The 12,441-nt window shown below is 36.4% G+C and carries 11 protein-coding genes; 10 read left to right on the top strand and 1 reads right to left on the bottom strand.

Going from position 1 to position 12,441, the window contains the following annotated elements:
• The first annotated feature begins 15 nt into the window (after positions 1–15).
• Positions 16–1,305, top strand: coding sequence for an adenylosuccinate synthase (locus tag L6W14_RS22805; protein ID WP_004233375.1), 1,290 nt, complete (start codon positions 16–18; stop codon positions 1,303–1,305).
• Between the two features lie 44 nt (positions 1,306–1,349).
• Here the strand turns inward: L6W14_RS22805 and L6W14_RS22800 are convergent, their stop codons facing one another.
• Positions 1,350–2,267: a YitT family protein gene (locus L6W14_RS22800; protein ID WP_048395239.1), complete on the bottom strand. Its 918-nt coding sequence runs from the start codon at positions 2,265–2,267 to the stop codon at positions 1,350–1,352.
• A gap of 322 nt (positions 2,268–2,589) precedes the next feature.
• On the opposite strand from L6W14_RS22800, the gene L6W14_RS22795 reads away from it, so the two are divergent.
• The 9 genes from L6W14_RS22795 (at position 2,590) to rlmH (ending at position 12,211) form a co-directional block, all read left to right on the top strand.
• On the top strand, positions 2,590–4,050 hold the full coding sequence (locus tag L6W14_RS22795) for a peptidoglycan DD-metalloendopeptidase family protein (protein ID WP_131521730.1): 1,461 nt from the start codon (positions 2,590–2,592) through the stop codon (positions 4,048–4,050).
• A 214-nt stretch (positions 4,051–4,264) separates the two neighbouring features.
• Entirely contained in the window at positions 4,265–4,978 is a 714-nt protein-coding gene (gene yycF / locus L6W14_RS22790; RefSeq protein WP_131521731.1) for a response regulator YycF, read from the top strand.
• A 5-nt stretch (positions 4,979–4,983) separates the two neighbouring features.
• Positions 4,984–6,849 carry a cell wall metabolism sensor histidine kinase WalK gene (walK, locus tag L6W14_RS22785; RefSeq protein WP_131521732.1) on the top strand — a complete coding sequence of 622 codons (1,866 nt, stop codon included), beginning with the start codon at positions 4,984–4,986 and terminating at the stop codon, positions 6,847–6,849.
• The gene (locus tag L6W14_RS22780; protein ID WP_131521733.1) at positions 6,846–8,171 is read left to right on the top strand and encodes a YycH family regulatory protein; all 1,326 of its coding nucleotides are present in this window, start codon (positions 6,846–6,848) and stop codon (positions 8,169–8,171) included. Before walK ends, L6W14_RS22780 begins: the two co-directional genes overlap by 4 nt.
• On the top strand, positions 8,158–8,982 hold the full coding sequence (locus L6W14_RS22775; protein WP_004233387.1) for a two-component system regulatory protein YycI: 825 nt from the start codon (positions 8,158–8,160) through the stop codon (positions 8,980–8,982). The genes L6W14_RS22780 and L6W14_RS22775 overlap by 14 nt, the downstream gene beginning before the upstream one ends.
• Positions 8,982–9,770 carry an MBL fold metallo-hydrolase gene (locus L6W14_RS22770; protein WP_131521734.1) on the top strand — a complete coding sequence of 263 codons (789 nt, stop codon included), beginning with the start codon at positions 8,982–8,984 and terminating at the stop codon, positions 9,768–9,770. The genes L6W14_RS22775 and L6W14_RS22770 overlap by 1 nt, the downstream gene beginning before the upstream one ends.
• 166 nt (positions 9,771–9,936) lie before the next feature.
• The gene (locus L6W14_RS22765; protein WP_131521735.1) at positions 9,937–11,232 is read left to right on the top strand and encodes a S1C family serine protease; all 1,296 of its coding nucleotides are present in this window, start codon (positions 9,937–9,939) and stop codon (positions 11,230–11,232) included.
• Between the two features lie 244 nt (positions 11,233–11,476).
• Entirely contained in the window at positions 11,477–11,641 is a 165-nt protein-coding gene (locus tag L6W14_RS22760; protein ID WP_004233391.1) for a CxxH/CxxC protein, read from the top strand.
• A 90-nt stretch (positions 11,642–11,731) separates the two neighbouring features.
• Positions 11,732–12,211, top strand: coding sequence for a 23S rRNA (pseudouridine(1915)-N(3))-methyltransferase RlmH (gene rlmH / locus L6W14_RS22755; RefSeq protein ID WP_016992305.1), 480 nt, complete (start codon positions 11,732–11,734; stop codon positions 12,209–12,211).
• The last annotated feature ends 230 nt before the right edge of the window (positions 12,212–12,441 follow it).

Here is a 12,441-nt window from a genome sequence, read left to right as displayed (position 1 = left end):
ACGGAGGTGCTGATTATGACATCAGTAGTAGTTGTAGGAACACAGTGGGGAGACGAAGGAAAAGGTAAAATTACAGATTTCCTTTCGCACAAAGCCGATGCCATCGCTCGTTTTGCCGGTGGAGATAATGCAGGACATACCATTAAAATTGATGGTGAAACTTATAAATTACATTTAATTCCATCAGGGATCTTCTATAAAGATAAAACTTCAGTAATTGGTAATGGATTAGTTGTGAATCCAAAATCATTAGTAACAGAGCTTAAAGGTTTACAAGAGCGTGGTATTAATACAGATAATCTACGTATTTCTAATCGTGCACATGTGATTTTGCCTTATCATATTAAACAAGATATTGCGGATGAAGAAAGTCGTGGAGACAATAAAATCGGCACAACTTGTAAAGGTATTGGACCTTGTTATCAAGATAAAGTAGCACGTATTGGGATCCGTATGGCTGACTTACTTGATAAGGAAATCTTTGAGGAAAAACTACGTCATAATTTAGCCATTAAAAATAAGTTATTTGAGAAATTCTATGAAGTTGAAGGCGTAACATTCGAAGAAATTTTCGAGGAATACTATGGTTACGGACAAGAAATTGCTAAGTATGTTACGGACACGTCTAAAATTTTGAACGATGTCCTTGATGAGGGCGGTAAAGTGCTATTCGAAGGTGCACAAGGAATTTTACTTGATGTCGATCAAGGTACGTATCCATATGTAACATCTTCAAATCCTGTTGCTGGGGGAGTAGCGATTGGTGCAGGTGTTGGGCCATCACGCGTAACAAGCGTTATTGGTGTATCTAAGGCCTATACATCTCGAGTAGGAGATGGACCATTCCCAACGGAGTTGTTCGATGAAGTAGGTCAACAAATTCGTGAGGTTGGTCGCGAATATGGTACAACAACAGGTCGTCCACGTCGTGTAGGCTGGTTCGACACAGTCGTTGTTCGTCACTCACGCCGTGTAAGTGGCATTACTCATCTTGCTCTTAACTCTATCGATGTTTTATCGGGCTTAGAAACAGTAAAAATTTGTACAGCCTATAACTATAAAGGTGAAACAATCACAGAGTATCCAGCAAATCTTCATATTATTGAACAATGTGAGCCGATTTATGAAGAGCTTCCAGGCTGGTCAGAGGATGTAACAAGCTGCAGAACTTTAGAAGAGCTACCTGAAAATGCACGCCGCTATGTGGAGCGTATCAGCGAACTAACGGGCATTCAAATTGCTACTTTCTCTGTTGGACCTGCACGTGAGCAAACAAACGTGTTAGTGGACGTTTGGGAAGCATAATGAAATAAAATGAAAAGGGCGTGCCAAATGCGGCATGCCCTTTTTTAGTGAATATCTTTCTTCTTAAAGCGACCACCTTTTACCTCGGCGATATTACCGATGGCTAGAAAAGCATTGTCATCTATTTCAGCGACGATTGTTTTCAATTTAGATTCTTCTAAACGAGTAATAACGGTAAATATGACTTTCTTGTCATTCCCCGTATAAGCTCCCTCTCCGTGAAGGAAAGTAACGCCACGACCAAGTCGATCCATAATCGTTTGTCCAATTTCATCAATGTCATCACTTATGATATAAACCGATTTAGATTCTTCTAATCCTTGAATAACAATATCAATCATTTTATAGGCAATATAGTATGCAATGATGGAGTACATGGCTTGCTCCCAATTAAAAATAAATCCTGCCACCGTAAAAATAATGATATTGAAGAACATGATGATTTCTCCAACTGAAAAAGGTGTTTTGCTATTAGCTAAAATAGCTAATATTTCAGTTCCATCCAAAGAACCTCCATAACGAATGACAATTCCGACACCAACTCCTAAAATCATTCCTCCAAAAACTGTTGCCAATAATGTGTCTTCCGTAAATGGATGGATATTATGTAAGGCAAGTGTTGAAAATGAAAGTACGGTAATACCTAGACCTGTGGACAATGCAAAGGTTTTACCAATTTGTTTATAGCCTAAAAAAATAAAAGGTAAGTTTAAAATGAAGATGAAAATACCAAGGGGTAATTTTAATAAATGAGATGTGATAATGGAAACACCCACGATACCACCATCCATAATGTGGTTGGGTACTAAAAACAGTTCCAAGCCCAATGCCATTATAATCGCGCCTAGCGAAACCATAATAATTCTTGCAAAAACTTTACGCATGCTATTTTTCTGAGGTCTCAACACTTTTGTTGTGATCTCAGAGGTTTGTGAATCACTCAATTTAATCGCTCCAATCAAATAGTGTACCTTCTATATATATTTTATCGGAATATTAAAAAAGTAAAAAGTATTAAGTCAAAATTCACTTGAAAAAATTTGAGAATAGTATACAGATGATAGTTAAATTAATTTTGAGAACCAATATATGAATAAAATTACAGTATTTATAAACTATATAAAATATATTCTATGTAACAATAAGTAGATAAATAATACATTTACATTACAAAAGAGTGAAATCGTTCAAACGTCATTTTCTTTATGGTACATTATAGGGGTGCAAAAAATCCTTGTGGGTAAATCATCCTACAGTAGGGTAAAGTTGGAAGGGGCTTTATTGATGAATTCGTTTTGGAAGAGAAAAGAAGAAAACAATAGATTCACCTACAATTTTTCTTCTTTTAAAAAGGCTTCAATCGTTGTAGTTTTAATGACAAGCCTAACAATTAACATGGGATTTGCTAAGGAATATAACAAAGAAAACTTAAATAAAATTTACCACGTCTATGTGGGGAATGAATATATTGGTGCAGTATCTGATGAGAAAGCAATTCAAGAAATAATTGCATCAAAAGAGAAAATGGCAAGTCAGCAATTCAAAGGTTTATCCATTGATGCTAGCTCAGCTGTTAAAATAATCCCAGAACAAGTATTTACAAATGAAACAAAAGATGCAGAAACATTATCAAAACTTAAGCAATCTTTAGTGGCCAAATCAGATGCCTTTACATTATTAGTAAATCATAAACCAGTAGTATCACTAAAGAATACGGAAGCTTATGAGAAAACTGTTCAAATGTTAAAGCTACAATATGTTTCTCAGCAAGAATTAGATAACTTATCAAAACGCCAAGCTAGCAATAATCTACCAGAATTAAAAGATGGTGAGGCTAGACTTCTAAATGTTTCCTTTAAACAAGGCGTTTCAGGGTTATCACAAAAAGTGACACCAACTGATATATTATCACCTGAGCAAGCCGTGAAGTTTTTAATGACAGGCTATCTTGAGCAAGAAACATATAAAATTGAATCAGGAGACGTGTTAGGGTCAGTTGCTAAAAAACATAATTTAACAACAAGTGAACTACTAGCTCTAAATCCTGGTATTACTGTAGATACAGTTTTACAAATTGGACAAGAAATAAATGTTACTGTGGCAAAGCCATTTGTAACACTTGAAGTAAAAAAGGAAAAGAAAGTTGCGGAAGTCATTCCGTTTAAAAAAGTAATTGAAGAAGATCCTACAATGTATAAAGGTGAAAAGGTCATCAAGCAAGAAGGTGTTAATGGAAAAAAAGAAACAACTTATGCATTAACATCTGAAAATGGTACACAGACATCAAAAGTTGCCTTAGAGGAAAAAATACTTCAACAACCAGTAGATGAAATTGAAGTAGTTGGTACAAAGGTTATTTCTTCACGTGGAACTGGAGAATTTGCATGGCCAGCAGTCGGGGGTTATATTTCAAGTGGTATGGGTGAACGTTGGGGAGCCTTCCATCGTGGTATCGATATCGCTCGACCAAGTAACTATAATATTTTAGCTGCTGATAATGGTGTAGTTGTTGCTGCTGGCACTTCTGGCACCTATGGTAATCGTATTGTTATTAATCACAATAATGGTTTTACAACACTTTATGGACATTTATCTTCAATTAATGTTGAAGTCGGACAAGTAGTGGAAAAAGGTTCTGTGATTGGTATTATGGGTTCCACTGGAAATTCGACAGGTACACATTTGCACTTTGAAGTTGAAAAGAACGGTTCATTAGAAAATCCGTTATCTTATGTAGGCCGATAAAACATGTTGAATAGAAGGCAGTCCGAATAATGGACTGTCTTTTTCTATTATTTCCCGAGAAATAATTGTTGAATTACATCGCTTTTTGTCACAGTATTAGAGGGATTGAATATCGATTAATGCATAGAATCCGAAAGCATGATAGAGTTAAGAGTAGTGAATTTACAAATACACATTGTTTAAGAATAGATAAGAAGCGAAAGGGAGAGTATGTATGAATAAAACAATTTTAGTTGTTGATGATGAGAAACCAATCGCAGATATTTTGCAATTTAATTTAATAAAAGAAGGCTATAAAGTTATTTGTGCTTATGATGGTGATGAGGCATTAAAGAAAGTAGAGGAAGAGCAACCAGATTTAATGCTTTTAGATATTATGCTGCCAAAGCGTGATGGAATGGAAGTTTGTAGAGAAGTACGTAAAAAATACGATTTTCCGATTATTATGCTAACAGCTAAAGGCTCTGAGATTGATAAAGTATTAGGATTAGAGATGGGTGCAGATGATTATGTTACAAAGCCATTTAGTACAAGAGAGCTGATTGCACGTGTAAAGGCCAATATGCGCCGTTTACAAGTAGTCGCTCCAACAGCAGAAGAGGCTGAGGAAGAGTCGAATGAGATTGTCGTAGGTTCACTTGTTATTCAACCAGATGCTTATTTAGTAATGAAGCGTGATGAAGCAATTGAATTGACACATCGAGAATTTGAGTTACTTCATTATTTAGGGAAACATATTGGACAAGTAATGACACGGGAGCATCTCCTACAAACAGTATGGGGCTATGATTACTTTGGTGATGTACGAACTGTTGATGTAACAATTCGCCGTTTACGTGAAAAAATTGAGGATAATCCTAGTCATCCCGCTTGGATTGTCACACGACGTGGTGTAGGTTATTATTTACGAAATCCTGAACAGGAGTAATAGGAATGCAGAAAGTGAGCTTCTTTAAATCCATTCATGTCAAACTAGTGCTGATTTATATTTTATTAATATTGCTTGCTTTACAAATTATCGGTATCTATTTCGCTCGTGAATTAGAAAGAAATTTGAAGAGCAACTTCCAAGATTCCATTTTTCAGCGAGTTGACTTGATGCAATATAGTCTTCGTGAGGAAATTTTAAAGGAACGCGATGAAAGCATGCCTAAACTAGAGGAGAGCCTAAAGTCAATTGTTATGGAGTTTTCTACTGGTTTAAGGGATGTTTCAAATGGTGATATTTTAGAAATTCGTGTCATTGACAATAGACAAAGAATACTTGCAACATCTGAGCTTGAAAACCAAAATTTAATAGGTCAGCGCTCTAATACTGACCTTGTACGTCGAGCGATATCTGCCGAAACATTGTTTGATATTATTAAGCTGGACAATAAGACGAGAAATCGTGTGTGGGTATTAGCGAATCCCATTCGTGCGGGTGCAGGACCAGACGATGAAATCATTGGTGTACTCTATATTGAAGCCAATATTGAATCAGTTTTTGAACAAATGAATGATATTAATCAGATTTTCCTTGGTGGTACGGCAATGTCCTTGGTCATTACCATCTTCTTAGGTATTCTTGTGGCAAGAACGATTACACAGCCTATTGCTGATATGCGAAAGCAGGCTCAGGCAATGGCGAAGGGGAACTACTCTCGAAAGGTACGTGTATATGGTACAGATGAAATCGGCCAGCTAGCCATCACCTTTAATCATCTAACCAATCGTTTGCAGGAAGCACAATCGACCACAGAAGCTGAACGTCGAAAGCTCGATTCAGTTCTAAGTAATATGACAGATGGTGTAATTGCAACAGATCGTAAGGGACGTATTATTCTCATTAATGACCCTGCATTGGAATTACTGCATATTTCAAGAGATATTACATTAGGGCGTCCTATCGCCTCTGTATTGGGGATTGATCAGGAATATAGTTTTGAAGACTTAATTCATATGAATGATGCCGTGAATTTAAACTTCAGTACAGCGGATGCTCCCTATATACTTCGTGCTAATTTCTCTGTTATTCAAAAAGAAACAGGCTTTATTAATGGTCTGATTACTGTTTTGCACGATATAACAGAGCAAGAAAAGATTGAAATGGATCGTCGGGAATTCGTATCGAATGTATCACATGAGTTAAGAACGCCATTAACAACAATGCGCAGTTATTTAGAGGCACTTGCAGATGGTGCATGGAAAGATGAAAATATTGCTCCTACGTTTTTAAATGTGACACAAACCGAAACAGAGCGTATGATTCGTCTAGTAAATGATTTACTGCAGTTATCAAGAATGGATAGTTCAGATTACGAGTTGAATAAAGATATTGTCTTATTTAATTCATTCTTTAACCGCATTATAGACAGATTTGAAATGTCTAAGTCTGACAAGGTACATTTTGAACGATTATTCCCTGAAACCTCCTTTTATGTAGAAATTGATACGGATAAAATCACACAGGTTATTGATAATATCATTTCCAATGCTATTAAATATTCTCCAGATGGTGGCAATATTCGCTTTGGCTTTACGGGACAGGATGACATGTTGAAAGTCATGATTTCAGATGATGGCATGGGTATTCCTAAAGAAAATGTTGGCCGTATTTTTGATCGCTTCTATCGTGTGGATCGTGCCCGTGCTCGTTCTATGGGAGGAACAGGCTTGGGATTAGCTATTGCGCGGGAAATGATTGAAGCACACGGCGGTAAGATTTGGGCTGAAAGTGAAGAAGGACAGGGTACAACAATTTTCTTCACATTACCATATGATGCAGATGAATTTGGTGAGGCAGGTGAGTGGGAATGAAATATATAGAGCCAGTTAAATCTGTTGTATTATTTCTACTTGTTATGCTGAGTGTGATTTTAACTTTTTTAATTTGGACCTATACACCTGATTATAAATATATTGAAAAAACAGAGGGCGAGGAAATTTTAATTAAGCCGCAAAAGGATATGGAGGATATTATTCGACCATACAAGGCTATTTTCCGATCTGAAGAAGAGTTTACAGGCACAGTTTCTAATGCAGCTATGAAAGACATGATGAAAGTATTTAAAGGCTGGAATGTTTTAGATTTGGTGTCTGTAAACAATAATCTTTCTGCAAACTATGTGAATCAAATTATTGGCGCAGATCATCGAATGACAATATTTTTTACAGGAGAGATTCCTTTTTCAGCTTTTAACACAACCTTTCAGTTCACTGATAAGGAATTACCAGAAACAACGTTCAATCGTATGATTATAGATTGGAGTAATTACAATAGTAAAGAATTGATGTTGTATTACATTAGTGGTAATAACCAATCATTATTCCGCTCACATGTCAGTGTGCCAAACATGAATCAATTTATACAGGAAGTCATAGAGCCTGCCAAAAAATATGAGGTTTTTAAAGAAGTAGAAAGAGAAGGCTATACATCTCTTTATTTGGCGAACAGTAATATTGAATCTGTAAAATATACGTATTTTATTGAGGATATTACGCCAGAACTATTTAAAAATGTATTATTCCCAGATCCAAATATTGTGCAGCGGAATGTGGAAAGTGCATCCTCTGAAAAATATACAGATGGTATGTCGTTAATGACCTTAGAAACAAATCTTAAATCATTAAACTATGTTTATCCTGCTGCAGAAAGTAGTATTAGAGTCGAGCCATCCAAGCTTTTAAAGGATAGCTTTGAATTTATTAATGAGCATGGAGGATTTACGGCAGATTTCCGCTATGCTGCATCCAATACCAATAAAAATCAAATAGACTATCAAATGTATTTGCAAGGTTTCCCTGTCTATAGCAATCATGTTATTACACGAATGACAACGATTTGGGGAGATAGTCGAATTTTCCATTATAAGCGTCCATACTTCTCATTGGATATGGATATATCATTGGAGAAAGAAATCAAAGAATTAGCATCAGGTGCGGAGATCGCAGAGAGATTAAAAAGCGCTAACAGTATTCCTCTGTCTGATATCGACGAAATCGTCTTAGGCTATTATTTAACACAAAATCAAGAACAGAATATATTTATATTTGAACCTTGTTGGTTTGTTATTCGTAATGGTACATGGACTAAACTGACTCCTGAAGTATTAGGAGGTGTTAAAAATGGATTGGAATAGAACAAAATCTATTTTTATATTCGTTTTTTTAATACTGAACATCTTCTTGTATTCACTTTATGTCAATCGCTATAATGAAGCGAAAGATATTGAGGTACCAGGTGAAAGAACAATAGAAGCCCGTTTAAAGGATGATAATATTACGTATGGTACATTACCAAATAATATTGAATCTGCTTCGTATATGACAGCTCAAGTGCATAAATTCACACCAGACGAATTTAGTAATAGTAACCAGCAAGTTAAATTTAAGGATGATAATAATACAAAGGCTCGTGTTATTTTTATGAGGCCTGTTAAATTACGTAATGTAAGTGATGATGCAAGCTTTACAGATTTTGCCCTGGCAAACATCATTGAAGGTGCATCTTATGCTTTATGGAAAGTAGACCGCGAAGAACGAGTCGCGATTTTTTTCCAAAAGACAAACAATCGAATGTTCTATTATAGTGGTTCATTAAAAATAAAATGGAATGCTAATAACGAAGTAACAATGTATGAACAAACAATGATTGATAATATTGAAGAAATGGAACAGCAGGAAACAGTTATTCCACCACTTCAAATAATTCAAACTTTGTATGCAAAGGGACCGCTCAAGCCAGATTCTCGCATTACACAAATGAAACTAGGTTACTCAACGCTTGTTAAATTGACACGAACTCAGGTATTGGTGCCAACATGGGAAGTTCAAGTGAAATTATCTGATGGAACAAAAGAGGAGTACTTTGTGAATGCAGTAGAAGGTAAAGTCATCGAAATCCAGGAGGACAAGCAAGAGAGCGAAGAAGAAGACTGGGGAGTTGAATAATGCGATTTAGTGTTTTAGCAAGTGGCAGTACAGGGAATTCGATTTATGTAGAGAATGACGATCATGCTTTTATCGTTGATGCGGGTCTTAGTGGGAAAAAGATGGAGCAGTTATTTACAAAAATCGACCGTAATATGAAGCAGCTCAGTGGTATCTTTGTTACACATGAGCATAGTGATCATATTAAAGGAATTGGTGTACTATCACGGAAATATAATGTACCAATTTATGCAAATGCCAAAACGTGGCAGGCAATGGATGGGCTTATTGGGGACATTCCAGTAGAGCAACGTTTTGAATTTGAAATGGATACAGTGAAGCATTTTGGTTCTTTAGCTGTTGAATCCTTTGCTGTTTCACACGATGCAGCAGATCCAATGTTCTATACTTTTCATGAAAATGATCGCAAGCTTGTTATTATTACAGATACAGGCTATGTCAGTGATCGTATGAAAGGAATTATTCGAGGCGCTGATTCTTTTGTCTTTGAAAGTAATCATGATGTCAATATGCTACAAATGGGACGCTATCCTTGGTCTATTAAACGTCGTATTTTAAGTGATGTAGGACATGTGTCTAATGAGGATGCAGCAATTGCAATGAGTGAGGTTGTATTTGATAAGACGACCAATATTTATCTTTCACATTTAAGTAAAGATAATAATATGAAAGAGCTAGCACGTATGAGTGTCGCACAAACCTTACAATCTTGTGGCATCCTTGTTGGTGAGCATGTTCATCTATTTGATACGGATGCAGAAGAACCAACAAAATTGGTGACGGTTTAATCATAGGCTATTTAGATAAAATTTGAAGCTGTTCAACGCATAAAAAAATGCATTGAGCAGCTTTTTTTATGCCTATTTTATTTGTTTTTCATCTGATTTTAATGTTTGAATCGTAAGATTAGGGTAACAACTAATTAGATAGCACTCAAAGGAAAGGATGACGAACATGAGCTATTTCCAAGATGATGATAAAAACAGTGATTTCCTTAAAAAGGATGAAGTACCGAAATCACCTCTTCAAGAAAGACTAGAGCGCGAGGAGCAAGAAATGCAGACTAAGCGCATGAAAAAGAAAGGTGGAGGAGGTAAAGGCGGCTATTTCTTTAGTGGTCTGGTCGGTGTCATTATAGGTGCTTTACTTGTGTGGCTTATGCTACCAGGACTTGTCAATCAAATGCCTGGAACAACAACAAGTAATACAGGAAAAAATAACACAACAATTAATCAGGTAGCTACAGAAGTAACAACAGATGTGACAACTGCAGTTGATAAAGCCTCACAAGCAGTTGTCGGTATCACAAATATTCAAGAAGTCACAAGCGGAGGTTTTTGGAGCCCACCATCAACGACAACAAAAGAAGCAGGAAGCGGTTCAGGTGTTGTTTATAAAATTGAAGGTGACAAAGCCTTTATCATCACAAATAACCATGTTATTGAAGGGGCAAAGCAGTTAGAGGTCACAATGCCAGACGGAACAAAAGAACCTGCACAATTAGTGGGTCACGATGTTTGGACGGACCTTGCAGTTATTTCTATTAACTCTAAAAATGTTAAAACAGTTGCGACATTCGGGAATTCGGATGTATTAAAACAAGGTGAAACAGTGATTGCCATTGGTAACCCACTTGGTTTAGACTTCTATGGTTCTGTGACAACTGGTGTTGTTTCAGGTAAAGACCGTTCTGTACCAGTAGACTTAAATGGTGATGGCACAGAAGATTGGCAACAAGAAGTCTTGCAAACAGATGCTGCGATTAACCCAGGGAATAGTGGTGGAGCACTTGTAAACTTAGCTGGAGAATTAGTAGGAATTAACTCCATGAAAATCGCTGAATCCTCAGTTGAAGGTTTAGGGTTCTCTATTCCAATTAATTCAGCTATTCCAATTATCGAGGAGCTAGAGAAAAATGGAGAAATGAAACGTCCAACAATGGGAGTTTCACTTGCAGATTTAACAGATGTGCCATCATTCTATCAACAACAAACATTAAAATTACCTGCAGAAGTGACAACAGGTGTTGTTGTAACAGATGTCATGAATAACTCACCAGCCTTAAAAGCAGGGGTTCAACAATACGATGTTATTGTAGAGATGGATGGTCAAAAAATTGAAACAACCATTGATTTACGCAAGCATTTATATAATGACAAAAAAATTGGTGATAAGCTAACATTAAAAGTGTACCGTCAAGGTAAATTAGTCGAGCTATCACTAACATTAACAAACGGTAATACATTGTAAAGAATATGAAAAGCGATGGAGATCTAATCGGTCTTCATCGCTTTTTTATGAGGATGGAGAAAATACTTTTATGAAATATTGTGGATAACTAGAAAATTGTGAATACTATTTCCGCACAGCAAATCGGGAGTAAAAGGCACTTCTTCCATACCTGCTATTACTTTGTTACAATAGATTGTGGATAACATAGACTGATTTGTGAATAAGTTTGTGGAAATTTCGGAAAATAAGGAGACATCAAAAAATGGAAAAGTACAGCTGTGAAAGCCATATAGATCACGCTTTAGACATGTTTGTAGCAGAACAAAAAGTGTTCCCAATTATGGATAAAATCGAAGAGGATAAAAAGTTATCCACAAAGTGTAGCTACTGTGAACAGGCAGCAGAATATATTGTATCAAGTAAATAACTTTACACAATATATAGAAATGACATGTGGATATGTTGATAACTTTTGTGGATAATTTGTTTGTAAATGAATTGTAAAGGTGGATAACGTGTGAATATAACGATTGTATCAGTCGGCAAGCTAAAAGAAAAGTACTTAAAAATGGGGATCGATGAGTACGTAAAACGTCTTGGCGGCTATGCAAAAATGGATTTGGTTGAAGTGCCAGACGAAAAGGCACCTGAACAACTAAGTGAAGCTGAAATGGATATCGTCAAGAAAAAAGAGGGCGAACGCATCCTGGCGAAAATTAGCCCAGATGCTTACGTAATCGCCCTAGCCATCAACGGCAAAATGAAAACCTCCGAACAAATGGCTGCCGACATCGAATCCCTCATGACCTACGGCAAAAGCAAAATTGCCTTCGTCATCGGCGGCTCCCTCGGTCTGCATGATGATGTGTTAAAGCGTGCAGATGAGCAACAATCTTTTGGTAAGATGACACTTCCTCACCAGCTCATGAAGCTTGTGCTAGTCGAGCAGATTTACCGTAGTTTTAGGATTATGAAGGGGGAACCTTATCATAAATAAGGGCTTTTTGAATAAACGACTAATCATTATCAATATGATTAGTCATTTATTTTGCTTCATAATTAATAGAGAAAGCTGTATATACATCTATCTTTTTGACACGGTTTTACGCTTCCCTAGTTTCAGATTAAAAATCCTGTTGCTCCACGTATTTTGTACGGTTTTAAAATCAGGTCCCGTTTCATTTGCTATTTTCCGTAACGAATAACCCTTCTCCTAATACAAAAATT

Origin of the sequence: Lysinibacillus sp. ACHW1.5 (genome assembly GCF_022014815.1) — a bacterium.
Lineage (GTDB): Bacteria > Bacillota > Bacilli > Bacillales_A > Planococcaceae > Lysinibacillus > Lysinibacillus capsici.
This window is presented reverse-complemented; position numbering and strand designations above follow the sequence as displayed.

Bases quoted from the DNA above. Each gene is read 5' to 3' on its own strand.
- L6W14_RS22805 (WP_004233375.1), top strand. From the start codon at position 16: ATGACATCAGTAGTAGTTGTAGGAACACAGTGGGGAGACGAAGGAAAA.
- L6W14_RS22795 (WP_131521730.1), top strand. From the start codon at position 2,590: ATGAATTCGTTTTGGAAGAGAAAAGAAGAAAACAATAGATTCACCTAC.
- yycF (WP_131521731.1), top strand. From the start codon at position 4,265: ATGAATAAAACAATTTTAGTTGTTGATGATGAGAAACCAATCGCAGAT.
- walK (WP_131521732.1), top strand. From the start codon at position 4,984: ATGCAGAAAGTGAGCTTCTTTAAATCCATTCATGTCAAACTAGTGCTG.
- L6W14_RS22780 (WP_131521733.1), top strand. From the start codon at position 6,846: ATGAAATATATAGAGCCAGTTAAATCTGTTGTATTATTTCTACTTGTT.
- L6W14_RS22775 (WP_004233387.1), top strand. From the start codon at position 8,158: ATGGATTGGAATAGAACAAAATCTATTTTTATATTCGTTTTTTTAATA.
- L6W14_RS22770 (WP_131521734.1), top strand. From the start codon at position 8,982: ATGCGATTTAGTGTTTTAGCAAGTGGCAGTACAGGGAATTCGATTTAT.
- L6W14_RS22765 (WP_131521735.1), top strand. From the start codon at position 9,937: ATGAGCTATTTCCAAGATGATGATAAAAACAGTGATTTCCTTAAAAAG.
- L6W14_RS22760 (WP_004233391.1), top strand. From the start codon at position 11,477: ATGGAAAAGTACAGCTGTGAAAGCCATATAGATCACGCTTTAGACATG.